Here is a 24,644-nt window from a genome sequence, read left to right on the forward strand (position 1 = left end):
GTCCCCCGTGCCCACGACCGTCCTGGTCACCGGCGGCGCCGGCTTCATCGGCAGCCACACCTGCGTCGAACTCCTCCGGTCCGGTCACGAGGTGGTCGTCCTCGACGACCACTCCAACAGCTCCCCCGAGGCCCTGGAACGCGTCGCGAAGATCGCGGGCCGTCCGATCGCCGCCGTGCACACCGCGGACATCCGCGACCGCCGGGCCCTGGACGCCGTCTTCACCGGCCACCCGATCGACGCGGTCGTCCACTTCGCGGCGAAGAAGGCCGTCGGCGAGTCGGTGCGGATCCCGCTCACGTACTACGACATCAATGTCGGCGGCACCACGGCGCTCGCCTCCGCGATGCACGACCACGGCGTGCACCGGCTGGTGTTCTCGTCGTCCTGCTCGGTCTACGGCAACGCCACCGTCGTCCCGCTCACCGAGGAGTCCCCGACCGCACCCACCAACCCGTACGCGACGACCAAGTGGACCTGCGAGCGGATCCTCGCGGACCTGTGCCGGCACGTCCCCGAACTGCGGGTCCTGGCGCTGCGGTACTTCAATCCGGCGGGCGCCCACCCCAGCGGACTGCTCGGCGAGGACCCGAGGGGTGTGCCCAACAACATCATGCCGTTCCTCACCCAGGTCGCGGTGGGCCGCCGCGAGGAGCTCAGCGTCTTCGGCGACGACTACGCGACGCCCGACGGCACGGGCGTACGCGACTACCTCCACGTCATGGACGTCGCCGAGGGGCACGTGGCCGCGCTCGACCACCTCGACGACGAGCCGGGCCTCCAGGTCTTCAACCTCGGCACCGGGCGCGGCTCGTCCGTGCTGGAGCTGCTCCACGCCTTCGAGGAGGCGTCCGGCCGGCCGGTCCCGCACCGGATCGCACCGCGGCGGCCCGGCGACGTCGCGCAGCTGGTGGCCGATTCCGCGAAGGTCGCGGCGGCCTGGGGGTGGAGGGCACAGCGCGATCTGGCCGCGATGTGCCGCGACGCCTGGACCTTCCAGCAGCAGAACCCGCACGGCTACGCCCCCTGAGCACGCCGTGCCGGACCTCCCCCTCACCCTCCCCGCATCCTCCCCAGAGACAGGAGCACCGCGCATGCGGCTCACCGTCATCGGCACCGGCTACCTGGGAGCTGTGCACGCCGCGTGCATGGCCGACATCGGGCACGACGTGCTCGGTGTCGACGTCGACACCGAGAAGATCGACGCCCTGGCCGAAGGCCGACCACCGTTCTACGAGCCGGGCCTCGACGAGGTCCTGACCCGGGCCCTCGCCTCCGGGCGCCTGCGGTTCACCACCAGCCTGCGCGAGGCCGCGGCGCACGGCGAGGTCCACTTCGTCTGCGTGGGCACCCCGCAGCAGCCCGGCTCCCGGGCCGCGGACCTGCGGTACGTGGACGCCGTCGTCGACGGGCTCGCGCCGCATCTGACCGCGGACTGCCTGATCGTCGGCAAGTCCACGGTGCCGGTCGGCACGGCGGCCCGGCTGGCCGACCGCGTCGCCCGCCTCGCACCGGCCGGGGTGCGCGCCGAGGTGGCGTGGAACCCGGAGTTCCTGCGGGAGGGCTTCGCCGTCGAGGACACCCTGCGTCCGGACCGGCTCGTCGTCGGCGCCACCGGACGCGAGGCCGACGCCGCGCTGCGCCGGGTGTACGCGCCGATGATCGCGGCGGGCGTGCCGTACATCGGTACCGATCCGAACACGGCGGAGCTGGTGAAGGTCGCGGCGAACTCCTTCCTGGCCACGAAGATCTCGTTCATCAACGCGATGGCCGAGGTCTGCGACGCGGCCGGGGCGGACGTGGTCACCCTGGCCGACGCGCTCGGGCACGACAGCCGGATCGGCCGGCGCTTCCTGAACGCGGGCCTGGGATTCGGCGGCGGCTGCCTGCCCAAGGACATCCGCGCGTTCACCGCCCGGGCGCAGGAGCTGGGCGTCGGGTCGGCGGTGGCGTTCCTCGACCAGGTGGACGAGATCAACGAGCGCCAGCGGACGCGGACCGTCGCGCTCGCCCGCCGGCTGGCGGGCGCAGACCTGACGGGTCGTCGAGTGGCCGTGCTGGGCGCCACGTTCAAGCCGGACAGCGACGACGTACGCGACTCGCCCGCGCTGGCGGTGGCCGCCGCGCTGCACCGGGAGGGTGCGGAGGTCCGGGTCCACGACCCGGAGGGCACCGCGAACGCGCACCTGGCCCACCCGGAACTCCGCTACGGCACCGACCTGATGGGCGTGTGTCAGGGCGCGGAGCTGGTGCTGCACCTCACCGAGTGGGGTCAGTACCGAGCACTGGACCCGGTCAAGCTGGCGCGCGTGGTCCGCGAGCCGCTGCTCGTCGACGCGCGGAACGCACTGGCGCACGAGCAGTGGCGGGCCGCCGGCTGGACGGTCGAGGCCCTGGGCCGCCCGTCGCCGACCGGCCCCACGGACCCGGACCGCCCGCACGACCGGCTGCGGACCACGATCGCCTCCCCGGCGGCGACACCGGACCGCACGACGGCCCTGGCCTAGGGGGTGTCTTGTCGATCAGGCCGGATCAGGGAGCGGGGTCTGGTGCGTGCGATCGCAAGGCGGAGGAGGGAGTCAACGCGGTGGGGGCACCTCCCAGCGGTAGCTGGGGGACGTTGGCGACTGACGACAACGCGGCGAGCGTGCGTGCCAGACCCCGCGAGCCCGGCATGATCGGCAAGACACCCCCTAGGCCGTCTCTTTCGGATCCTGCCGGTCAGGCCCACGTCGTCCGGTGCCGTGCATCGCAAGGCGGAGAGGTACCCGCGTACGGGACGCACGGGGTACCCCGACAACGCGGCGAGGTGGGGTGCCGGACGACGTGGGTCAGGCAGGATCCGGAAGAGACGGCCTGGCCCGCGGGGCGGTCGGCCGCCCTCCTCCTGCCCTGTCCCCGCGGAAACCCTTCGCGGGGACAGGGCAGGAGGCATCTGGGGGTCCGTTCCATGCCCCGACCGCCTCGATCCGGCCGGGAGCGTGGCTCGCGGCCGGAAGGCGTCCTCCTCGGGAGGGCGGTTCAGTCGGTGGCGTTCGGGCCGGTGGCCTCCGCCGCCTCCGACGGGATCTGCGCCGCCCCGGCCGTCAGCGTGTCCCCGAGCCGGTTGCCGAAGTAGTCGACGGGGCCGGGGTCGACGCCGAAGGCGCGCGCGCCCCGGGCGAAGGGGATCGCGTCCCCGCAACCGGGCACCAGGTTCGCGGCGCCCGCGGCACCGTCGGTGACCGGCGCGGCCAGCCCCCGCAGGCAGGGGTCCACGTCGGTGCCGACCGGCTCCCCGTCGGCGGTCTCCTGCCGGGACGCGGCGCGCCAGCCCGCCAGGTTGGTGTGGCGCTGCCCGCCCCAGCGCAGCGACCACTCTCCGGTGCTGTAGTAGTCGTTGCCCTGGACGCGGAGCCGGGAGGGGTCGTAGGCGGACTCGGCCTCGATCAGCGGACCGCCGTCGGTGGCGAGGATGTTGCTGTGCACGCGGACGTCGCTCATGCCGTCGCGCAGTCGGAGCGCCGGCGGCCGGTTGCCGGCGGACGCGGCGGAGGCCAGGTCCTCGGACCGCATCACCACGGTGTTGTGGTAGATGTCCAGGTTGCTCAGCCGGGTTCCGTAGGCGACGATCCCGCCGTACTCGGGCAGCTTCCTCGCGTCGTCCCAACTCATGTTGAAGCGGACGACGTTGTTCCTGTGGGCGCCGGTCGGCTTCCCCGAGTAGACGAGGAAGCCCGGCCCGTCGTTGCCCTGCGCGAGGTTGTACTGCATGACGGAGTTGGAGACGTTGTTGTCGAGGCCGAAGCCGCCGCCGTCCACGTGGGAGCCGGTGCGGTTGCGGTAGGACGTGTTGTGCTCCAGGACGACGCGGTCGGAGTCGTACACCCAGACCCCCTCGGGTCCCTCGTCGGCGTCGGCGGCCGACTTCGCGCCGTTGTCGTGGGCGACCGAGCGCACGACCGTGGCGTTCCGGACGCTGCCGAGGGCGATGCCGCTGCCGGTGTTCCGGTCGGTGCTCCGCGGGTCTCCGGAGTTGGCGTACGCCTTGACGCGCTCGATCCGGAGCGTGTCGTGGGCGTAGGCGGGCCGGTCGCCGTCGAACTCGGGCCCGTAGAAGGCGAGTCCGGACTCGAGGTTGTGGTGCACCGAGACGTCGGTGATCCGCACGTCGCGGAAGCCGGCCGAGACGGACCGGTCCGCGCCGACGCTGATGCCGTTCTGGAATCCCCTGGCCTCGACGTTGGTGATCCTGACGTGCTCCAGGCGCCGGCCGCCGGGCAGGGTGTTGCGGAAGGCGACGCCGACCCCCGAGCGCAGGGCCTTTCCGTCGCCGACCAGCGAGAGGTTCCGGATCTCGACCCCGGCGGTGTTCAGCACGGTGATCGCGGAGGTGCCGCGCGGGGCGACGACGGCGCGGCCCGTGCCGTACGACTCGACGATCACGGGCTCGGTGGCGCTGCCGGCCTCGCCCCTGTCCAGGGTCAGGCTGCCGGGGAACCGTGCGCCGCCCCGGAGGCGGAGCCGGTCGCCGGGCTGGAACCGCACGCTGTTCGCGTGGTCGAGGTTCCGCCAGGGCCGGTCCGGCGACAGGCCGTCGTTGGCGTCGTCGCCGTCGGGACTGACGTAGAAGGTGAAGGGGCCTCCGGTGACCGGGCGGGCGGGGCGGTAGACGCCCGGCACGTCGCAGCCGGTCAGCAGGAGGAGCGCGGTGGCCGAGGCCACCGCGGCGGTCTTCGAGGTCAGGCTCCGCTTGACCGCTCTCACTGTCACCCCTTGGATCGTGCCGGCGCCACCACGGTATGCCCCCATATTGGGTCATAGGCCACCGGGAAGGACGGGCGCGAAACGCCGACGGCGGTGCGGTATACGGGTCATCCGCACGGCTCCGTACGCGACCCGGCGCGGCCTCGGGGGCGCGGGGCGGGCCGTGGCGATCCGGGCGGGCGGGCGACGGCCTGCGGCGGCGCGGGCGACCGGGCGCCGGTCCGTGACGGCGCCGGGTCGGCCGCGACGGATGTGCGACAGAGGTGTTTACGCCGCCACAGACGGCGTGTTACACGTGTAACCACACCGGATGGACCCCTGGAACCACAGGCCGGTTCCACCCCTTCGCGCCCGTACGCCGTTCCCCGAAGGAGCCCTCTCATGAGACGCACGCGTGTTCTCCCCCTGGCCGCCCTGCTGCTCTGCACCCCCGCACTGACCGGCACGGCCTCGGCCGGAGCCGCTCCCGGCGCGGGCGACGCGGCCCGGCCGCTGCGCATCCTGCTGACCAACGACGACGGCTACGCCGCGCCGGGCCTGCGCATGCTGTTCCAGCGGCTGACGGCCGCGGGGCACGAGGTCACCGTCGTCGCCCCGCTGACCGACCAGAGCGGGGCCGGGACGAGGCTGACGAGCGGAGGCACCGTCAGGGTCGAGCACCCCGAGCCGCGGGTGTGGGCCGTGGAGGGCACGCCCGGCGACTCCGTGTCCTTCGGTCTCGCCGCGGTCTTCCGGGACCGCGCCCCGGACCTGGTGGTGTCCGGTACGAACTTCGGGCCCAACGTGGCGGCCCTGGCGACCCATTCGGGCACGGTCGGCGGCGCGATCGCCGCCCTGGAGCGCGGCGTGCCGGCCATCGCCGTGAGCACCGGCGAGTTGGCCGTCCCGGTACCCGAGCAGATCCTCAACGCCATGCGTCCCACCAACGACTTCACCGTCAAGCTCATCGACCGGCTGCGGGCGCGGGCCGGGAACGGCCGGCTCCTCCCGGCGGGCGTGGGCCTGAACGTGAACCACCCGGTGGTGGGTGCGGACGGCCGGGGCACGGCCCGGGGCGCCGCCGTCACCAGCCAGGACCCTCAGCCCGTGCTGGCGGCGACGTACACGGACGCGGGCGACGGCACGTGGAAGGTCGGCGTCGCCCTGGCCCCGGCGCCGAACCGGAGGGGCGGCGACGCGGAGGCGGTCACGGCGGACAGGGTGTCCATCGCCCCGATCTCCCCCGACTGGAACACGGACACGGCGGACGCGACGAGGATCGCCCTCCTCGTGGCCGGCCTGCGCCCGTGACCCCACCGCCACAACCGGACCACCCGGCGGGCACGGGACGGCGGGCACGGGCCGGCGGGCACGGGCCGGCAGCAGGCGAGTCCGGTCGTCGCTCCCGTCCCAGGGCCGTCCTGCTGGGCGGCCCCTCCTCGTCGCCGGTCCCGGTAGCGCCTCCCCGTCCGTTCCGTCCCGGTGCGGCAGTGGAATGATCTCCGACGTGGAGAACATGGGGGCATGGAGCCAGGGGCCGGTGGGTGACGGCGTCGACGGGAGCGAGGAACTGCGGCGGTTGCTCGGCGGCGTCGGTGCCGGGGAGGAGGACGGGGCGCTCGTCGTGACCGGGCCGCTCGCCTGTCCGTACTGCCGGTGGGACCGGTTCGAGGTCGTGGTGGACGAGTGCTTCTGCGAGGGGTGCTGCCTGCCCCTCGACGTGCTCGTCGAGGACGTGGAGGGCGGCGGGGGCCCGGTGGCGCGGGAGCTCCGGCCGCCCGGCGCAGCGCGTGCCGGCGCGGCCGCCGGCATGGTCGGCTGTCCCGCGGGCCACGAGCTGTTCCAGGTGGCCGCCGCGTACACGCTCGGGCCGGGGGCGCGCTTCCGGCGCCTCCGGGTCGGCCTCCGGTGTCCCGAGGACGGGGCGCTGGGCCTGCTCGTCGACGACGCGCGGATCCCGCCGGCCGTCGACCGGTAGCCGGGCACGGCTGCCGGGAAGGGCCGGAGCCCGAGCCGTGCAGCGGGCTCGGGCTCCGGCGGGGCGCACGGGTGTCGTGCACCGGCGTAGTGCCCGTCCCCCGGACGGCACCGCGCTCACTGGGCTCAGTGCCAGTACTTCATGGTCGTACCTCCTCCCCCGTGTCTGGACGCAGGGTGACCTCGAAGCGGTCGAGACCGCGCAGGGTCAGATTGCGCCGGTGTTCCGGTTCCGCGACCGGCCGCGCCTGGGGGTACTCCCTCGCCAGGGCGCCCAGGACCGATCCGGTGAGCCGGATCGCCATGGACGCGCCCAGACAGGCATGGGCCCCGCGGCCGAACCCGAGGTGCGGGTTCGGGGCGCGGTCGAGTCGCAGCTCTGCGGGGTGGGCGAAGCGGAGCGGGTCGTGGTTGGCCGCGCCCAGGAAGAGCGTGACCGGATCACCCGCCTTCATCGCGACGCCGCCCAGTTCGGTGTCGGTGACGCAGACCCGGGCGTCCGCCTGGACCGGTGCGTCGTACCGGATGAGTTCGTCCACGGCCGTCGCCGGGGCGGCCCGGAACGCGTCGAGCGCGCCGGGGGTGGTGAGGAGCGCGGCCGCCGCGTTGCCGAGGAGCCGGGACGCGGATTCGTAGCCGGCGTGGAGGACGGCCCGCAGACTGTTGCGCAGAACCGTTTCTGCGACGCCGCTCTCCGCCGCGTGCGCGGCGACGTACGCGATGAGCCCCTCCTTGGGCGGGTCGGCCAGCCAGCCGCCCGCGTACTCGGCGAGCCGGGCGCGGGCCGCGACGGCCGGTTCGTGCTTCTCCGGCCAGAGGCCTGCGTCCATGCCGTCGACGACGGTACGGGACATGGGCACGAACCAGTCCAGCTCGGGGGCCGGCACACCGAGGAACGCGGTCACGAAGCGGAGGGCGATCGGCTCGGCGAGGTCGCCGACGAGATCGAAGGAGGGGCGTCGGGCCGACTCCGCCAGCAGGTCGGTGATCCGGCCTTCCAGGTCGTCGTGCAGGGCCTGGCGGTCCTGTGCCCGGAATCCGTCGAGCAGCAGGTGCCGGACGGCGGTGTGCTCCGGCGGATCGAGGGTCTGCACGCTGAGCAGCGGGGCGGGGATCTCCTCCCCCGCACGCCGCCAGTCGGAGGCGAACCCGTTGCTGTCGGTGAGCACCGCGAGGCAGTCGGCGTGCCGGGTCAGGACCCAGGAGCCGAGCAGTTCGTGCCAGAGGACGGGAGAGGTCTCGCGCATCCGGGCGTACGCGGGGTAGGGGTTCCGCAGGACCGACGGGCGGGCCAGATCCAGAATCGGGTCCACGGCTGCCGCTTGCTCCACGAAACACATCCCCCTGCGCATCGGGCCTGGTTGAGGCCTTGGCTGCTACCGAGTCGTGCGGTACGGGGCGCCGGTCACCGGTGGGCGGGGCGCCTCGCTGATCTGTCACCGGCGGTTCGCCGGTCCTTCTCCGAACATCGATCCGAGCCGAGCGCCGGTGACGCTACCACGCAACTGGGGTGGCTGGTATGACTACTTGCCAGAGATCTTTCACAAATCATCGGGGAGTTACGGAAGATGACCGGTCAAGAGCAGACAATCGTTCACGATGTCCCGGTTAACGTTGCGCAACAGCCCAACCCCTACCCGCTCTTCGAGCGCATCCGTGAGCACGGCGTCGTCCAGCGTGTCCGGCTGAATCCCACCCTTGAAGTCTGGATGGTCACCGGTTACGACGAGGCCGTGGCCGCGCTGACCGACACGCGGCTCAGCAGCAGCCCCGTCGGGGTCACCGGCCTGGAGGAGGAGATGGCCCACCAGGAGCGCACCAACGTGCTGATGGCCAGCATGCTCGTCGCCGACGGCGAGGACCACACCCGGCTGCGCAACCTGGTCTCGAAGGCCTTCACCTTCCGCCGCGTGGAGCAGCTGGCACCCCGCGTCCAGGCGCACACCGACGCCTTCATCGACGCCTTCGCCGCCCGCGGAACCGCCGACCTCGTCTCCGAGTTCGCGCTGCCGCTCCCCATGGCCGTCCTCAGCGAGCTCATCGGCATCCCCGCCGAGGGGCAGCCCGACTTCGCCCGTCTCGCCGTCGGTCTGATCATGCCGCCGAACACTCCCGAACGTCTCGCCAAGGGTGCCCGAGCGCGCGCCGAACTCACGGAGTTCTTCGAGCCGTTGATCGCACAGCGCAAGGCCGACCCGAAGGACGACCTGCTGAGCGCGCTCTGCGCCGCGCAGGCCGAGGAGCGGATCAGCGACCGCGAACTGACGGCCATGGCGATCCTCCTCACCCTGGCCGGACACGAGACGACGGCGAGCCTCATCGCCAACGGCGTCCACGCGCTGCTGCGCCACCCGGACCAGTTCGCCGCGCTCCGCGACGACCCCGCGCTGCTGCCGGGCGCCATCGAGGAACTCCTGCGCTACGAGGGGCCGGTGAGCCGCGGCGTCGCCCGCTTCACCACCGACGCCTACGAGATCGGCGGGGTCACCGTCCCGGCGGGCGAGATGATCATCATCGGGCTCGCCGCGGCCAATCGCGACCCCGCGCGCCACGACCGTCCCGACATCCTCGACGTCGCACGCCGCGAGGTCCCGCAACAGCTCGCTTTCGGCCATGGCGTGCACTTCTGTCTGGGCGCACCGCTGGCCCGCGTGGAGGCGCGGATCGCCCTCGGCACGCTGCTGCGCCGCCTCCCCGACCTGCGGCTCGCCGACCCCGACGCGGATCTGAGCCGGCGCGAGGGCATCCTGCGCGGCATGGCGACCCTGCCCGTCGCGTTCACGCCCGAGGCCTGAGCGGCCCGATCGGCGGGGCGGGACGAACGGAGACGTCGGGCGCGCCGCTCAGCCCCGGCTCCCCGACCGACGCTCGGCGGCCGGGCGGGGGGCTCCGTCGGGGCCGCGCAGGGCCGCCGCGTAGGCGTCGTCCGGGTCGAGGCGGCGCAGTTCCTCGGCGATCAGCTCGGCCGTCGTCCGGACCTTCAGGGCCAGGACCCGGCTGGGCTGGCCGGGAATGGCGAGCCGGGCGACCGGGCCCTCGGGCCGGTCGATGCGGATCTCACCGCCCGCGGTGCCCATGCGGACGGCCGTGACGACGGGCCCGTCGGTGACGATCCGGTCGACGGGGACGCCGAGGCGGACCTCGAACCAGCGCGCGAGGAGTTCGGCGCTCGGGTTCTCCGCCTCGCTCTCGACGGCCGCCGAGGTGATGGTCACCGGCGCCTGGTCGAGCGCGGCCGCCAGCATCGACCGCCAGGGGGTGAGCCGGGTCCAGGCGAGGTCGGTGTCACCGGGCGCGTACGAGGCGGCCCGCTTCTCCAGGGCGGCGAGGGGGTCCTCGACCGCGTACATGTCGGTGATGCGGCGCTGGGCGAGGGAGCCCAGCGGGTCGCGGGACGGCACCTCGGGGGCGTCGACGGGCCACCAGACGACGACGGGCGCGTCCGGCAGGAGCAGCGGCAGGACCACGGAGTCGGCGCGGTCGCCGAGTTCGCCGTGGAGCCGGAGCAGGACCGTCTCGCCCGAACCGGCGTCCGTGCCGAGCCGGACCTCGGCGTCGAGCCGGGTCTCGTGGCGCCCGCGGGGCGAGCGGGCGTGACGCTTGATCACCACCAGGATGCGGGAGGGGTGCTCCCGCGAGGCGTCGTTGGCGGCCTTGACCGCGTCGTAGGCGTTCTCCTCGTCGGTGACGACGACGAGGGTGAGCACGACACCGGCGGCGGGTGTGCCGACGGCCCGGCGGCCTTCCAGGATCGCCTTGTTGATCTTGCTGGAGTTGGTGTCCGTCAGATCGATCTTCATGCGCGGCGACCGTCCCTTCCTCTGCGGCGAGCCTAACGCTCCCGCACGACGGACGCGTGCGGGCCCCCTGCTCCGGGCCGCCTCACGCGGATCCCGACTCCGTCTCCGTCGCCTCCTCCGCGGCCGCCCGGGCCGCGGCCTGGTCGTCGGCCCGCCGGTTGACCACGGCGGCGGCCGCGATCGCCGTGCCGAGGAAGGCGGTGGCCACCACCCAGCGGCGGTCGAGGACATGGCCGGTGGCGTGGTCGAGGGAGTAGCGGCCGGCGCCGGTGACGCCGATCGCGGCGGCGACGAAGCCCAGGAACGCCGGGTACTCGTAGCCGCCGCCCTGGGCGAAGAAGCCGGCCGGGGCGTGGACGGCGACGGCGCCGGTCATCGCTCCGGCGGCCGCGGCCCCGGCGGCCGGCGTGGCGAGTCCGAGGGCGAGCAGGGCCCCGCCGCCGGCCTCGCCGAGACCGGCGGCGACGGCGCTCTCCCGGCCCGGGTGGAAGCCCATGGCCTCCATGGCCTTGGTGGTGCCGTCGATACCGCCGCCGCCGAACCAGCCGAAGAGCTTCTGGGTGCCGTGCGCGGCGAGTACGGCTCCGGTGCCGACCCGCAGCACGAGGAGTCCGAGGTCGCGTCGGTTGGGGTGGCCCATGGCGTGCTCCAGGTGCGGGAGAAGAGGGGGTGGAGGGATACGCGGTCCACTGTCGTCGCCCTGCTCGGCGCGCGCCGCCCGGGCCCCCGGGCGGATACTCCGTTCGAGTCACCTTTTGCGGCAGTTGTCCCCCGGTGCTTGTCTGGGAGGGCCGTCGCCGTCCCGGGGCCGTGAGCCGCGCCCCGCCACGGCCCGAGGGAAGTGGGTACGCATGACCACCGAGTCCACCGGGACCGCAGCCCTGCGGGAGAGGGTCCGGGCGCTGATGCCCCGGGCGAAGGAGGACCTGGCCGCCCTCGTGGCCATGCGATCGGTCGCCGACCCCCGCCAGTTCCCGCCGGAGGAGTGCGCGAGGACCGCCGACTTCCTCGTCCGGGCCTTCACGGAGGCGGGGCTCCGGGACATGCGCCGGGTGACGACCCCCGACGGCACGGACGCGGTCGTGGGGCACGCGCCGGGACCCGAGGGCGCGCCCACGGTGCTCCTGTACTGCCACTACGACGTCCAGCCGCCGCTGGACGACGCGGCGTGGGAGACCCCGCCCTTCGAGCTCACCGAGCGCGACGGGCGCTGGTACGGCCGCGGCTCGGCCGACTGCAAGGGGAACATCGCCATGCACCTCACGGCCCTGCGCGCGCTTGGCGGTCCGGAGGGCGGGGAGTTCCCGGTGCACCTCAAGTTCGTGGCGGAGGGCTCCGAGGAGCAGGGCACCGGCGGGCTGGAGCAGCTCGTCCCGCTCCAGCCGGACCTCTTCGCCGCCGACACCCTGTTGATCTGCGACACCGGCAACTTCGCGCGCGGGCTGCCCACCACGACCACCTCGCTGCGCGGCCTCGCCAACGTCGTCGTCACCGTCTCCACGCTCAAGGGCGCGATGCACTCCGGCATGTTCGGCGGGCCCGCGCCCGACGCGCTGGCCGCGCTGATCCGGATGCTCGACAGCCTCCGCGACGAGCACGGGAACACCGCCGTCGAGGGGTTGCCGGGAGACGGGGTCTGGGACGGGGTGGACTACCCGGCCGAGCAGTTCCGCGCCGATGTCGGCGTCCTCGACGGAGTGTCCCTGGTCGGTACGGGGTCGGTCGCCGAGGAACTCTGGGCGCGGCCCGCGGTCACCGTGCTCGGCATCGACTGCCCGCCGGTGGTCGGCTCCTCGGCCGCCGTGCAGGCGAAGGTGAGTGCCCGGGTCAGCCTGCGGATCCCGCCGGGGGTGGACGCCGACGACGCGCAGCGCGCCCTCGCCGCGCATCTGACCTCGGCCGCCCCCTGGGGCGCCCGGGTGGAGGTGGAGGCGGAGAGCGGCGGCCAGGCGTTCCGGGCGCGCACGGACGGCCCCGCCTACGAGGCCCTCGGGAAGGCGCTCCGGGAGGCGTACGGCAAGGACATGGTCCAGTCGGGGCAGGGCGGATCGATCCCCCTCTGCAATGTGCTCGCCGCGCAGTTCCCCACCGCCGAGATCGCCCTGATCGGGGTCGAGGAGCCCGGCTGCCTCATCCACGCGCCGAACGAGAGCGTGGACCCCTCCGAGATCGAGCACATGGCGCTCGCCGAGGCGCTCTTCCTCCGCGGCTACGCCCGGTCGCGGGTACCGCACGGGTGACCCGCCGGGGCGGCACCCGCCCGCGGGCCGAGCGCACCGCCAGCACCGTCTCCGTCTCCGTCTCCGTCTCCGTCTCCGTCTCCGTCTCCGTCTCCGTCTCCGTCTCCGTCTACAAGTCGGGCGCCCGCATCGGCCGCGAGGAGCTCGTCCCGGAGCCGTCCCCGACCCGGTCCATCCGGCGTACCACCCCCGGCCGTTCCGCACGATCCCGACTCTGCCCCTCTCTCCACGGAAGGACGGGAACCGTCCATGACACAGACTCACGACGGCCCGCGGCACCACGACGTACCACCCGGCCCGCTGAGCGCGCTCGCGGGCGCCGCCTGGCAGGCGCTCCTCTTCGCCGGCGTCGCCTCGCTCGTCCTCGGCGTCATCGTGCTGGTCTGGCCGGACGCCTCGCTGTTCGTGGCAGGGCTGCTCTTCGGCCTCTTCCTGCTGTGCAGCGGTGTCATGCAGCTGGTCGCCGCCTTCGGGACCCACACCACGACGGCCCTGCGCGTCATGGCCTTCATCAGCGGCGCCCTGTCGATCCTGCTGGGCCTGCTGTGCTTCCGGGGTGCGACGCAGTCGATCCTGCTGCTGGCGCTCTGGATCGGGATCGGCTGGCTCTTCCGCGGCATCACCGAGACCATCGCGGCGGCCTCCGACCCCACGATGCCGGCGCGCGGCTGGCACGTCTTCCTCGGCATCGTGAACGCGCTCGCCGGTGTGGTCCTCATCGTCTCCCCGCTGGAGTCGGCCGCGGTGCTGATGGTCCTGGGCGGCATCTGGCTGCTGGCCGTCGGCGCGGTCGAGATCGTCACCGCGTTCCAGGTGCGGGCGCGCGCAAAGGACCTGCCGCCAGGGGTCTGACGGCGTCCGCGCCGCCCGCCGACTCCCTCGCCGTCCGCCCGGATTCACGGGCGGACGGCGGCCCGCGTTGACGCGTGCGCTACATTTTGCCGGTCCTTGACCACCGATCCCCCGTGATCGCGATCCCCCGGAGACCGGCACACCATGAGCGACATCGTCAACGGCCTCGGCCGGGCCGGCGCCTACGGCGCCCTCGGCGTGGTCCTGCTGATCCTCGGCATAGTCCTCGTGGACGTGCTGACCCCGGGCAAGCTCCGCCGGCAGATCTGGGAGGACCGCAACCGCAACGCCGCGATCCTGCTCAGCTCCGCGCTGCTGGGCATCGGCGGCATCGTCTTCACCTCGATCTGGACGACGTACGAGAACTTCGGCAAGGGCCTCGTGTCGACGGCCGCGTTCGGCCTGCTCGGCCTCGTGATGATGGCCGTGGCGTTCCTCGTCGTGGACCTGGTGACGCCGGGCAAGCTGGGCGCCACCCTGGTCGACCCCGAGCCGCACCCGGCGGTCTGGGTGACGGCCTCCTGCAACATCGCGGTCTCGGCGATCGTCTCCGCCTCGATCGCCTGAACCCCGGGGCACGGCCGGGCACCCGGCGCCGCACGCCCCGCCGGTCCCGGTCGGCTCAGCCCGGCAACGGCTCCACCTCCAGGTAACGGCGTCCGCGCGGCCCCTTGTAGAGGAGGGCCTCCCAGCCGAGCCGCTCCAGCACCGGTACGCAGCCGCCGAGGGCCGTCGCCTCCTCCAGGGCCGCGCCCGAGCCCGCCGGGCCCAGCCATTCGACCACCACGGCCCCCGGCCGGTCCGCCGGCCTGACGCGGTAGCCGGTGGCGGTCCGGAGCCCGGCGCCGTCCACGGCGGAGGGGCTGAGGGAGCCCGACTCCAGGGCGAGCGCCACGGCCCGGACCGGCTGCCGGCGCTCCCAGTCCGCGGGGACGGCCTTCGGGTCGCCGCCGCCCTGGCGGTGGGTCAGCCGTCTGATCTGGAGCAGCCCGTCGAGGGCGGCCCGGACGTCCCGGGACCGCTGCTCGGCGTCCGCCGGTGGCAGCGGCGGCCCGTCCCCCGTGGCCGCCTCGAACGTGCCGCCCCCGTGCCCCGTCGTCACCGGAGCCGCCGGATGTCACCGCGGACCCGGTAGAAGCCTCCCGCCGCCGCGTGCAGGGCGTCGACCACGTACCGCGCGCCAGGCTCCCGGATCGCACGCGGGAACTGCACGTTCCACGCGGAGTCGTAGCCCTCGGAGAGCACCCGGACCCGGGTCCTGCCCGATTCGTTCACGCACTCCACGACCACCGAACCGGCCGGGGCGACGCTGACGGACGTGACGGCCGTGGCGGTCGTGGCCGGTTCGTACACCGGCATGGCCGCGGCGAGCTTGATGTCCCGCGCGACCGGGACGGTGCCTCCCTGGGCGGCCTGGATCGCGGCCTCGCTCGCGTCCACGCAGACCAGCGAGCCGTCCGTCGTGACCAGGTAGAGGCGCTCGTCGCGGTACTGCATGGAGAGCGCGGAGCCGCCCCCGGTGCCGAGCTTCCACAGCCGGGTGCCGTCCTCGGCGAAGCAGTAGACGGAGGAGGCGGAGTCGGCCGCGAAGACGAACCGGCCGCCGGGCGAGGTGGCGCAGGAGTACACGGGGCTGTCGCAGGCGTAGACCGCCTCCACGCGCCCGTCCTTCTTCGCGAGGCGCTGGACCTTCTTACGGGCCGTGCCCGCGTAGACCGCGGTGTCCTCCTGCCAGCCGAAGAGCACCCCGCCGTCGGTGGCCGTGTGCCACAGCTCGCCGCCGCCGTCCGGCGCGTGGGCGGCGACGCCGCGCGTGTCCCCGTAGTAGACGGCGTCCCCGTCGGCGCGGACCATCCAGGCGTGCTCGCCCTGTCCGCCGCGCGCCCACTGGTGCTCGTCCTCGTGGTCGATGACCGTGAGCCGGCCCGAGCGGTCGGCGACGTGCAGGACGCCCTCGTGGATGTCGAGCCAGAAGATGTCGACGTCGGTGGCGATGTCGTACGCGGCGAAGGGCAGCTTCGACGACAGGTCGTACACCTTGCCGTCGTCGCAGCCGGCGTAGATCCAGAAGTCGTCGGCGACCAGGCACTTGACGCCGTCGGGCAGGCTGAACCGGGCCTGGACCTCGCCGGAGCGGTCGAGCGTGAAGACGTCGCCCGCCTGGTTGCCGACCCAGCAGCGCTCCTCGTCCACGTGGATGCCGAAGGCGGCCGATCCGGTCCGGAAGCGCCAGAGCACGGGGGCGACGGCGCGCGCGGTGGAGGGCGCGGAGGCCACGGCGCGGCGCGTCACGGCACGGGCCGCGCGCTCCCCGCGGACCGCCGGGGCGTACCCCTTGCGGACCTTCTCCCCTATCTTCTTCGCCGCGGCCGCCTGCGCCTTCGTCACCGTCGGGAAGGTGGAGGTCTGCTTCTGGCCCGTGGCACCGATGCGGCCGTAGCGGACCGACACCGTCAGGTCGTCCACGGTCACTTCGTAGAACTTGTGGGCGCCGCCGTCGTCCTGCGACAGCTCCAGATAGGTCGTCGTCGTCATGAGGAGAACGGTAGGCGCAGCCACTGACAACAGCCCCGGTGAGGCCGTGGCCGGGGCCTGTGGTCCCTCCGTCAGGAAGGGGCGCGCCCAGGGGGCTTCGGGGCGGGCGGACCCGCGGGGCGGCCCGGGCACGGCCGGGCCGCGGCGATGCGCGCGTGGGGCCGCCTGCCCGGTTTCCGGTACGGGCGGGGCCCGGTGGTGGCAGGGTCGGCGTCATGACGAGCAGCGGCGCACGCACGCGCAGGGGCCCGGTGACGGCACTCCTCGATGCCACCGGCCTGTTCTTCAAGGCGGCGCGGGACGCCTTTCCCGGCGCAGCCGAGGCCGACTGGGCGGCCGCCGCCGGGCTGGACCCCGGCGCGGCGGGCCCGGACGGCGCGTGGCGGCTGGACTTCCGCTGCTTCGCCGTCGCCGATCCCGGCGGTGGGGGCTGGACGCTGGTGGACGCGGGCGTGGGCCCCGCCGAGGGACCCGGGGCGCCCTGGTGCCCCGTGCCCGGCAGGCTGCCGGAGGTGCTCGCGGAGGCCGGGATCGAACGGTCCGACGTGCACACCGTGGTCCTGACGCATCTGCACGAGGACCACACGGGCTGGGCGGCCGACGCCGCCGGCCGGCCCTTCTTCCCGTCCGCCCGGTACGTGGTGCAGCGCGCGGAGACCGCCGCCCTGGACCGTCAGGACCCGGTGTGGGACTGGGTGGTGGAACCCCTGCGCGCCGCGGGACAGCTGCACGAGGTCGACGGCCGGCACCGGCTGCGCCCCGGGGTGACGCTGCTGCCCACTCCCGGGCACACTCCCGGCCACCAGTCCGTCCTGGTCGAACGGCCCGACGGCAGGGACGTCCTGGTCACCGGCGACCTGCTGGTGCACGCGGTGCAGCTCGCCGCGCCGGCCGTGGCCTACGCCCACGAGCGCGACCCGGCCGCCGCACGCGCCTCCCGCGAGGAGATGCTCGCCCGCGCCGCCGACAGCGGGGCGGTCCTGGCGACGGCCCATCTGACCCGGCCGTTCGTCGACGTGCCGAGGAGGCCTGCGGGCTGAGGACCGCGGGCAGGGGTGAGGGGCCCGCCGCTGAGGACCACGGGCAGGAGTGGGGGGATCCCGCCGACTGCGGACCGCGGGCAGGAGTGGGGGGATCCCGCCGACTGCGGACCACGGGCAGGGGTGGCGGGTGGGTGCGGGGCCGGGTGGGGTGCGGGGCCGGATGGGGTGCGGTGTCAGGCGCCCGCCGCCGCGGCGTACGCCAGGGGGTCGGCCAGGACGTCGTGCAGGACGAGCGCCGCGGCGCCCCGCGAGGCGTCGGTGGCGGCGGAGGAGGCGCGCAGCCGGCCGGCCTCCGCCGTCCAGAGTCCGGAGACGACGCGTGCGGAGAGTTCACCGGCCAGTGCGGGGACCAGCCAGGGCATCAGCCGCGGGTAGATGCCGCCGAGGACGACCGCCTCGGGGTCGAGGAGGTTCACGGCGCCCGACAGGGCCCGCCCCAGCATCCGGCCCGCCTCGGCGAGCGCGGCGAGGGCCCGCGGCTCACCGGCCTCCGCACGGTCGGTCAGTTCCGGGATCCCGGGGGCCCGCGCCGCGTCGAGCAGCGCGGACTGCCCCGCGTACTGCTCCAGGCACCCGCGGGAGCCGCAGCGGCAGAGCGGGCCCTCGGCGTCGACGACGAGGTGGCCGATCTCTCCGGCGAAGCCGTGCGCGCCGCGCAGGAGTTCGCCGTGGACGACGATCGCGCCGCCCACGCCGATCTCGCCCGTCAGGTGCAGGAAGGTGCGGACGTCGCCGAGCGTCCCGAACCAGAGCTCGGCGAGGGCGGCCATGTTGGCCTCGTTGTCGGAGCTCAGCGGGAGGCGGGCGGCGCCCGGGCGGACGGCGGCGAGCGCCTCGCCGAAGAGGCGCTCGGCGTCGACCCCGTACCAGCCGAGGTTGGGCGCCTGCCGGACGGCTCCGGCGGAGACGAGGCCGGGCAGAGCGAGTCCGGCGGCCACCGGGGCGAGGTGCCGTCCGGCGGCCGTGTCGAGGACGTCGGCGGCGAGCCGGGCCGCGCGGGCGAGCACCTCCGGGGCGCCGGCGGCGCGGTTGTCGAGCCGCTCGGTGCGGCGGACGCGGTCGGTGCCCGTGAGGTCGACGACGCAGGCCGTCACGTAGTCGACGTTGATCTCGACGCCGAGTCCCGCGGGTCCGGTGTCGGCCGGTTTCAGGACGGTGCCCGGCCGCCCCGCCTGCCCGCTGAACGTCTTGCCCGACTCGACGAGGAAGCCCAGGTCGAGGAGTTGCTCGACGAGGGAGGAGACGGCGGGGCGGGTGAGCCCGACCCGGGCGGCGACGGCCGCCCGGGTCGTCTCGCCGGCGTCGTGGACGGTCCGCAGGACGAGGCTCAGGTTGTGCCGGCGCACGCCCGACTTGTCGGCCTTGGGTTCCGTGGGCTGGTTCATGGTGAGCGCGAGCCTAGCCGCCCCGTCCGTCCGCCGGGAAACAGCTCTCCCGGCGGCCCGCCGTACCACCCCACCCCGACGGTTCGTTCACCGAACCCCGTCGGCGGAGGGGCTCCCGGGTTCGCGGGGCCCCGGTGTCAGCAGGGTCGGTGTGGCGGCCGACAGGACTCCCGCGATGCGGTCCCAGGCCTCCTCGTCGCGGCCGACCGCGGGCAGGACCTCGCCCGCGCCCGTGCCCCAGGCCGTCGCCAGGGCCACCGGGGCGGCGCCGGACACCGCGGCCGCCGCGAGGGCCGCCGCGCCGAGGGCGACCAGTTCGTCGGCGGCCGGGACCACCAGCGGCCGCCCGGAGAGGCGGCGGACGGTCTCGGTCCAGACCCGCCCGCGCGCCCCGCCGCCGATCAGCCGCAGCGGCCGGTCACGGACGTCGGGGGCGGCCGGGTCGAGGCCGCAGGCGGCGAGCAGGTGGTCGAGGGCGCGCAGGACCGTGAAGGCCGCGCCCTCGTAGGCGGCGCCGAGGATCGACCGCGGGTCGGTGCCGTGCCGCAGGCCGGTGACGAGCCCGGCGGCGTGCGGCAGGTCGGGGGTGCGTTCGCCATCGAGGTACGGCAGGACGACCACGCCGCCGCCACCGGCTCCGCCGGGCAGGGCGTCCTCCCGGTCCAGACCGAGGAGCGTGGCGAACCGGTCCACGGCGAGCGTGCAGTTGAGGGTGCAGCCGAGCGGGAGGTGCGTCCCGTCGGTGGCGGCGAAGCCCGCGAGTCCGACGTCGGCGGTCCGCGCGCGGGTCGCGGCGAAGACCGTGCCGGAGGTGCCGAGGCTGACCACCGGATGGTCGAGGAGGCCCGCGCCGCCGAGGCCGAGGCCGACCGCGGCGGCCATGTTGTCGCCGGTCCCGGCGGCGACGACGACGGTCCGGGGCAGCCCGAGCGCCTCGGCGGCGGCCTCGGTCAGGGTGCCCACGGGGGTGGCGCCGCCGGGTGCGACGGCCGGCAGGAGGGCCGGGTCGAGGCCGATGAGGTCCAGGATCCCGTGGTCGTAGGCACCGGCGGACTCCTTCCCGTCGGACGCGTCGGCGTGTGCGGCCCCGGACGCGCCGCCGGTCTCCGTACGGTCGCCGCTGCCGTACCAGCACGTCCCCGAGGCGTCCCCCGGGTCGGTCACCGCGACGCCGGCGAGGCGCTCCGTCAGATGGTCGTGCGGGAGGCGGACCCCCGCGACGGCCTCCGCGCGGCGGGGTTCGTGCTCGCGGAGCCATTGCCACTTCGCGGCGGTCATGGAGGCGACGGGCACCGAACCCGTACGGCGCAGCCAGCCGGCCGGGCCGCCCAGCCGGTCGGCGAGGGCGGCGGCCTGCGGGGCGGAGCGGGTGTCGTTCCAGAGCAGGGCGGGGCGCAGCGGGCGCCCGTCGGCGCCGAGGGTGACGAGGCCGTGCTGCTGTCCGGCGACGGCGATCCCGGTGACCGCCGAGGCCGGGACGCCCGCCTCCCGGACGGCCGTGCGGACGGCGGCGGCGAGCGCGGACCACCACTCCCCGGGGTCGCTCTCGCGCGCGCCGGCGGAGCCGGTGACGGTGTGCGGGGCGCGGCCGACGGCGAGCAGTTCGCCGGTGGCGGCGTCGACGGCCGCGGCCTTGGTGGACTGCGTGGAGCTGTCCACGCCGATCACGACGGAGCGCCTGGCGGGCACGCCCTCACCTCTTCCCTGTGGTGCGTCGCCGAAGGTCGTCACGGGAGCCGGTTCGCGACGGGGGCTGGCGCCCCGGTGTCTCCGTCCCGTATTAGTTATCTCAGAAAACAAATCCCGAGAGCAAGAGAGGGACACACCATGCCGGAGCTCTTCTCCCCCGCCCTCGACCCGGTCGAGACGGTCGAGCGGCTCGCCGCCCTCGGGGCGTACGGGGTCACCTTCCACGACGACGACCTGATCCCCTTCGGCACGCCGGAGGCCGAGCGCGACGCGATCGTGAAGCGCTTCCGGGCCGCGCTCGACCGCACGGGGCTCGCGGTGCCGATGGCCACCACGAACCTCTTCACCCACCCCGTCTTCAAGGACGGCGGGTTCACCGCCAACGACCGGGACGTGCGCCGCTTCGCGCTCCGCAAGACCCTCCGCAACATCGACCTGGCCGTCGAGCTCGGCGCCACCGTGTACGTGGCCTGGGGCGGCCGGGAGGGCGCGGAGTCCGGCGCGGCGAAGGACGTCCGGGTCGCGCTCGACCGCATGAAGGAGGCCTTCGACCTGCTCGGCCAGTACGTCACCGAGCAGGGCTACGACCTGCGGTTCGCCATCGAGCCCAAGCCGAACGAGCCGCGCGGCGACATCCTGCTGCCCACCATCGGGCACGCCCTCGCCTTCATCGAGCGTCTGGAGCGCCCCGACCTCGTGGGCGTGAACCCGGAGACGGGCCACGAGCAGATGGCCGGGCTGAACTTCCCGCACGGCATCGCGCAGGCCCTCTGGGCGGGCAAGCTCTTCCACATCGACCTGAACGGCCAGTCCGGCATCAAGTACGACCAGGACTTCCGCTTCGGCGCGGGCGATCTGCGCCAGGCGTTCTGGCTGGTGGACCTGCTGGAGACGGGCGGCTACGAGGGCCCGCGCCACTTCGACTTCAAGCCGGTGCGGACGGACGGCTCCGACGGGGTGTGGGAGTCCGCGAAGAACTGCATGCGCAACTACCTGATCCTGAAGGAGCGTGCGGCCGCCTTCCGTGCCGACCCGGACGTGCGGGAGGCACTGGCCGCCTCCCGGCTGCCCGAACTGGCCGTTCCCACCGCGGGCGACGGGCTCGCGGAGCTGCTCGCCGACCCCACGGCGTACGAGACCTTCGACGCGGACGCGGCGGCCGCTCGTTCCATGGCCTTCGAGCACCTCGACCAGCTGGCCCTGGAGCACCTGCTCGGGGTCCGCTGACACCCGCGCCCCGCGCGGCGGGCGGCGGGCGGCGGGCGGCGGTCCCGCCACGCGCGCGCGTGGCGCCACGCCCGCAGGACACCCGCTCGTCGCCCGCGGCCGGACCCTGCGAGACTACGGACCGCGGGGCCGCCGGGGACCCGGCCGGCCACGCACCGAACCCGCCCGTACCGAGAACACCGAGAACACCGAGATCCCCGAGGACACCGAGGACGCGGTGGGCCCGGGGCACCGTGCCGGAGGAGCCGCGCGTGGACGCAGAGGAGCCCGAGGAACCCGTGCTGCGTGTCGCCCTGTTCGTCACCTGCGTCAACGACGCCCTCTTCCCCGCCACCGGGATCTCCACCGTCCGCCTCCTCGAACGCCTGGGCGTCCGGGTCGACTTCCCGGCCGCGCAGACCTGCTGCGGGCAGCCGCAGTTCAACACCGGATACCGCGCCGAGACCGCGCCGCTCGTCCGCCGCACGGTCCGGGCCTTCGACGGATACCCGTACGTGGTCACCCCGTCGGGCTCCTGCGCGGCGATGGTGCGCCGCCACTACGCCTCCTTCGGCGCGGAGGCCGGGGAACTGGCCCCCCGCGTGTACGAGCTGACGGAGTTCCTGGTGGACGTGCTCGGGGTGACGGACGTGGGCGCGTACTTCCCGCACCGGGTGACGTACCACCCGTCGTGCCACGGGCTGCGCCTGCTCGGGCTCGGGGAGCGGCCGCGACGGCTCCTGGAGGCGGTGAGGGGCCTGGATCTGGTGGAGCTGCCGGGCGCGGAGGAGTGCTGCGGCTTCGGCGGCACGTTCGCGGTGAAGAACCCGGACGTGTCGGCCGCGATGGGAGCCGACAAGATCGCGAACGCGCTTTCCACGGGCGCCGAGGTGCTGTGCGGCGCGGACAACTCCTGCCTGCTGCACGTGGGCGGCATGCTGAGCCGGCAGGGGGCGCCGCTGCGCGCGGTGCACCTGGCGGACGTCCTGGCGAGCACGGAAGAGGAGCCCTGGCGGTGAACGAGACGCACGGCGGGACCTTCCTCGGCATGCCGGCCTTCCCGGAGGCCGCGCGGGCGGCGGTCGGGGACGCGAGGCTCCGCGCCAACCTGCGGCACGCCACCGGCACCATCCGCGACAAGCGGGCGCGGGCCGTGGCGGAACTCGACGACTGGGACCAGCTGCGCCGGGCGGGCAAAGAGATCAAGGACCAGACGCTCCGTCATCTCGACGAGCACCTGCTCCGGTTGGAGGAGGCGGTGACGGCGGCGGGCGGCACCGTGCACTGGGCCGCCGACGCCGCCGAGGCCAACCGGATCGTCACCGCTCTCGTCCGCGCGACCGGCGAGACGGAGGTGGTCAAGGTCAAGTCGATGGCCACCCAGGAGATCGGGCTCAACGAGCACCTGGAGGCCGAGGGGATCGCCGCGTACGAGACGGATCTCGCGGAGCTGATCGTGCAGCTCGGCGACGACCGGCCCTCGCACATCCTGGTCCCCGCCATCCACCGGAACAGGGGCGAGATCCGCGACATCTTCCGGGAGAAGATGGGCCGTTGGGGGCGACCCGCGCCGGAGGGGCTGAGCGACGCCCCGGCCGAACTCGCCGAGGCGGCGCGCCTGCACCTGCGGGAGAAGTTCCTGAGGGCCCGGGTCGGGATCTCGGGGGCGAACTTCATGGTCGCCGAGACCGGCACCCTGGTCGTGGTCGAGTCCGAGGGCAACGGCCGGATGTGCCTGACGCTGCCCGAGACCCTGATCTCCGTCGTCGGGGTGGAGAAGGTGGTGCCGACCTGGCGGGACCTGGAGGTGTTCCTGCAGACGCTGCCGCGCTCCTCGACCGCCGAGCGCATGAACCCGTACACCAGCATGTGGACCGGCACGACCGAGGACGACGGGCCGTCCGCCTTCCATCTGGTGCTCCTCGACAACGGGCGCACGGACGTGCTCGCCGACGAGGTCGGACGACAGGCCCTGCGCTGCATCCGCTGCTCGGCCTGCCTGAACGTCTGCCCGGTGTACGAGCGGGCCGGCGGGCACGCGTACGGCTCCGTCTACCCCGGTCCGATCGGCGCGATCCTCACCCCCCAGCTGCGGGGCACGGCGAGCGAGGTCGACGCCTCCCTGCCGTACGCCTCCTCGCTCTGCGGGGCCTGCTACGAGGTGTGCCCGGTGGCCATCGACATCCCCGAGGTCCTGGTGCACCTGCGCGAGCGGGTCGCCGGCGAGGGCGGGAAGGGGCACCGCCTCGAACGGGCGGCGATCAGGGCGGCGTCCTGGCTGCTCGACCACCCGGCCGCCCTCACCGCGGGCGAGCGCGTCGCCTCGGCCACCCGCGCGCTGCACCCGAAACGACTCCCGGGGCCGGGCGCCGGACCGTGGTCCGAGCACCGGGACCTCCCCGAACTGCCCGCCGAACCGTTCCGCGACTGGTGGAAGAGGAACCGCTCATGACCGGGGGAATCTCCGCGAACGACGCACGCGCGCGCGTGCTCGCCAGGATCAGGGCAGCCGTGGCCGACGCGCCCGAGCCCCCGGAGGTCGGCCGCGACTACCTCGGCCGCCACGGCGCCGAGGACCCCGGCGGTCTCCTCGACCTGCTCCACGAGAACCTCGCCGACTACCGCGCCCACGTCCACCGCACCCCGCCCGGCGGTCTGCCGGAACTCGTCGCCCGGATCCTCGCGGAGCGCGGCGCCCGCAGTGTGGTGGTTCCGCCCGGGCTCCCCGAGGAGTGGCTCGCCGCGACCCGGGCCGAACGGCGGACCGACACGCCCCGGCTCACCCCGCGCGAACTCGACGGCGTCGACGCCGTCGTGACGGGATGCGCGCTCGCCGTCGCCGAGACCGGCACGATCGTCCTCGACGGCGGCCCCGGGCAGGGCCGCCGCGCCCTCACCCTCGTCCCCGACCTCCACGTGTGCGTGGTGCGGGCGCCCGGCCAGGTGGCGGCCTCCGTACCGCAGGCGCTCCCCCGGCTCGACCCGACCCGCCCCCTGACCTGGATCTCGGGACCCTCGGCGACGAGCGACATCGAACTCGACCGGGTCGAGGGCGTCCACGGCCCGCGGACGCTGGAAGTGGTCCTGGTGACCGAGGGCTGAAGCGACGCGACGGGTGCCGGGCGGCTCGCGGCGGCCCCGGACACCCGTCGAGGGCCGGACCGCGGATCGGTGGGACCGGTCGGGGCCCCG

Annotated in this window: 20 protein-coding genes and 1 pseudogene; 13 read left to right on the forward strand and 8 right to left on the reverse strand. The window is 74.5% G+C overall.

The window, feature by feature from the left end; all coding sequences use genetic code 11:
• Window positions 1–7: 7 nt before the first annotated feature.
• Both galE and ACY0MR_RS06170 read left to right on the forward strand, forming a co-directional pair.
• Window positions 8–1,030: a UDP-glucose 4-epimerase GalE gene (gene galE / locus ACY0MR_RS06165; RefSeq protein WP_473559657.1), complete on the forward strand. Its 1,023-nt coding sequence runs from the start codon at window positions 8–10 to the stop codon at window positions 1,028–1,030.
• Window positions 1,031–1,094: 64 nt separating this feature from the next.
• Window positions 1,095–2,507: a UDP-glucose dehydrogenase family protein gene (locus ACY0MR_RS06170; protein ID WP_473559659.1), complete on the forward strand. Its 1,413-nt coding sequence runs from the start codon at window positions 1,095–1,097 to the stop codon at window positions 2,505–2,507.
• 514 nt (window positions 2,508–3,021) lie between these two features.
• On the opposite strand, the gene ACY0MR_RS06175 is transcribed toward ACY0MR_RS06170, so the two are convergent.
• Window positions 3,022–4,752, reverse strand: coding sequence for a right-handed parallel beta-helix repeat-containing protein (locus tag ACY0MR_RS06175; RefSeq protein ID WP_473559661.1), 1,731 nt, complete (start codon window positions 4,750–4,752; stop codon window positions 3,022–3,024).
• A gap of 375 nt (window positions 4,753–5,127) precedes the next feature.
• Between ACY0MR_RS06175 and surE the strand changes: the two genes are divergently transcribed.
• On the forward strand, window positions 5,128–6,036 hold the full coding sequence (gene surE, locus ACY0MR_RS06180; RefSeq protein ID WP_404078314.1) for a 5'/3'-nucleotidase SurE: 909 nt from the start codon (window positions 5,128–5,130) through the stop codon (window positions 6,034–6,036).
• Between the two features lie 184 nt (window positions 6,037–6,220).
• Window positions 6,221–6,703, forward strand: coding sequence for a hypothetical protein (locus ACY0MR_RS06185; protein WP_392863973.1), 483 nt, complete (start codon window positions 6,221–6,223; stop codon window positions 6,701–6,703).
• A gap of 139 nt (window positions 6,704–6,842) precedes the next feature.
• Here the strand turns inward: ACY0MR_RS06185 and ACY0MR_RS06190 are convergent, their stop codons facing one another.
• Complete coding sequence (locus ACY0MR_RS06190; RefSeq protein WP_392863974.1) at window positions 6,843–8,015, reverse strand: cytochrome P450; 1,173 nt, start codon at window positions 8,013–8,015, stop codon at window positions 6,843–6,845.
• A gap of 396 nt (window positions 8,016–8,411) precedes the next feature.
• Here ACY0MR_RS06190 and ACY0MR_RS06195 point away from each other — a divergent pair, with 396 nt between their 5' ends.
• The gene (locus ACY0MR_RS06195) at window positions 8,412–9,497 is read left to right on the forward strand and encodes a cytochrome P450 family protein (RefSeq protein ID WP_451059266.1); all 1,086 of its coding nucleotides are present in this window, start codon (window positions 8,412–8,414) and stop codon (window positions 9,495–9,497) included.
• Window positions 9,498–9,545: 48 nt separating this feature from the next.
• Here the strand turns inward: ACY0MR_RS06195 and opcA are convergent, their stop codons facing one another.
• Both opcA and ACY0MR_RS06205 read right to left on the reverse strand, forming a co-directional pair.
• Window positions 9,546–10,502 carry a glucose-6-phosphate dehydrogenase assembly protein OpcA gene (opcA, locus tag ACY0MR_RS06200; RefSeq protein ID WP_473559664.1) on the reverse strand — a complete coding sequence of 319 codons (957 nt, stop codon included), beginning with the start codon at window positions 10,500–10,502 and terminating at the stop codon, window positions 9,546–9,548.
• 82 nt (window positions 10,503–10,584) lie between these two features.
• Entirely contained in the window at window positions 10,585–11,142 is a 558-nt protein-coding gene (locus ACY0MR_RS06205) for a DoxX family protein (RefSeq protein WP_388795363.1), read from the reverse strand.
• A 211-nt stretch (window positions 11,143–11,353) separates the two neighbouring features.
• Here ACY0MR_RS06205 and ACY0MR_RS06210 point away from each other — a divergent pair, with 211 nt between their 5' ends.
• From ACY0MR_RS06210 to ACY0MR_RS06220, 3 genes are all read left to right on the forward strand, one after another.
• Entirely contained in the window at window positions 11,354–12,742 is a 1,389-nt protein-coding gene (locus tag ACY0MR_RS06210; RefSeq protein WP_451059268.1) for a dipeptidase, read from the forward strand.
• A gap of 249 nt (window positions 12,743–12,991) precedes the next feature.
• Window positions 12,992–13,594, forward strand: a complete 603-nt coding sequence (locus tag ACY0MR_RS06215; protein ID WP_451059269.1) for an HdeD family acid-resistance protein — start codon at window positions 12,992–12,994, stop codon at window positions 13,592–13,594.
• Between the two features lie 144 nt (window positions 13,595–13,738).
• Window positions 13,739–14,161 (forward strand): DUF350 domain-containing protein, encoded by a 423-nt coding sequence (locus tag ACY0MR_RS06220; protein WP_361851732.1) that lies wholly within the window; start codon window positions 13,739–13,741, stop codon window positions 14,159–14,161.
• Window positions 14,162–14,216: 55 nt separating this feature from the next.
• On the opposite strand, the gene ACY0MR_RS06225 is transcribed toward ACY0MR_RS06220, so the two are convergent.
• Together ACY0MR_RS06225 and ACY0MR_RS06230 are read right to left on the reverse strand one after the other, a co-directional pair.
• The gene (locus ACY0MR_RS06225) at window positions 14,217–14,696 is read right to left on the reverse strand and encodes a hypothetical protein (RefSeq protein WP_404078296.1); all 480 of its coding nucleotides are present in this window, start codon (window positions 14,694–14,696) and stop codon (window positions 14,217–14,219) included.
• Window positions 14,693–16,129, reverse strand: a complete 1,437-nt coding sequence (locus tag ACY0MR_RS06230) for a WGR domain-containing protein (RefSeq protein WP_473559668.1) — start codon at window positions 16,127–16,129, stop codon at window positions 14,693–14,695. Before ACY0MR_RS06230 ends, ACY0MR_RS06225 begins: the two co-directional genes overlap by 4 nt.
• Window positions 16,130–16,344: 215 nt before the next feature.
• Here ACY0MR_RS06230 and ACY0MR_RS06235 point away from each other — a divergent pair, with 215 nt between their 5' ends.
• The gene (locus tag ACY0MR_RS06235) at window positions 16,345–17,169 is read left to right on the forward strand and encodes an MBL fold metallo-hydrolase (RefSeq protein WP_404078293.1); all 825 of its coding nucleotides are present in this window, start codon (window positions 16,345–16,347) and stop codon (window positions 17,167–17,169) included.
• 176 nt (window positions 17,170–17,345) lie between these two features.
• Here the strand turns inward: ACY0MR_RS06235 and ACY0MR_RS06240 are convergent, their stop codons facing one another.
• Both ACY0MR_RS06240 and ACY0MR_RS06245 read right to left on the reverse strand, forming a co-directional pair.
• Window positions 17,346–18,557 (reverse strand): ROK family protein, encoded by a 1,212-nt coding sequence (locus ACY0MR_RS06240; protein WP_473559670.1) that lies wholly within the window; start codon window positions 18,555–18,557, stop codon window positions 17,346–17,348.
• Window positions 18,558–18,644: 87 nt separating this feature from the next.
• Entirely contained in the window at window positions 18,645–20,246 is a 1,602-nt protein-coding gene (locus ACY0MR_RS06245; protein WP_473559672.1) for an FGGY family carbohydrate kinase, read from the reverse strand.
• Between the two features lie 159 nt (window positions 20,247–20,405).
• Between ACY0MR_RS06245 and xylA the strand changes: the two are divergent.
• The 4 genes and pseudogenes from xylA to ACY0MR_RS06265 all read left to right on the forward strand — a co-directional run.
• Window positions 20,406–21,473: pseudogene (gene xylA, locus ACY0MR_RS06250) on the forward strand (xylose isomerase); the annotation flags it as partial.
• Between the two features lie 281 nt (window positions 21,474–21,754).
• On the forward strand, window positions 21,755–22,471 hold the full coding sequence (locus ACY0MR_RS06255) for a (Fe-S)-binding protein (RefSeq protein ID WP_473561711.1): 717 nt from the start codon (window positions 21,755–21,757) through the stop codon (window positions 22,469–22,471).
• A gap of 29 nt (window positions 22,472–22,500) precedes the next feature.
• Window positions 22,501–23,904 (forward strand): lactate utilization protein B, encoded by a 1,404-nt coding sequence (locus ACY0MR_RS06260; protein ID WP_473561713.1) that lies wholly within the window; start codon window positions 22,501–22,503, stop codon window positions 23,902–23,904.
• Window positions 23,901–24,554 carry a LutC/YkgG family protein gene (locus tag ACY0MR_RS06265; RefSeq protein WP_473559674.1) on the forward strand — a complete coding sequence of 218 codons (654 nt, stop codon included), beginning with the start codon at window positions 23,901–23,903 and terminating at the stop codon, window positions 24,552–24,554. Before ACY0MR_RS06260 ends, ACY0MR_RS06265 begins: the two co-directional genes overlap by 4 nt.
• Window positions 24,555–24,644 lie beyond the last annotated feature (90 nt).

Source organism: Streptomyces sp. JN8, from assembly GCF_055808075.1.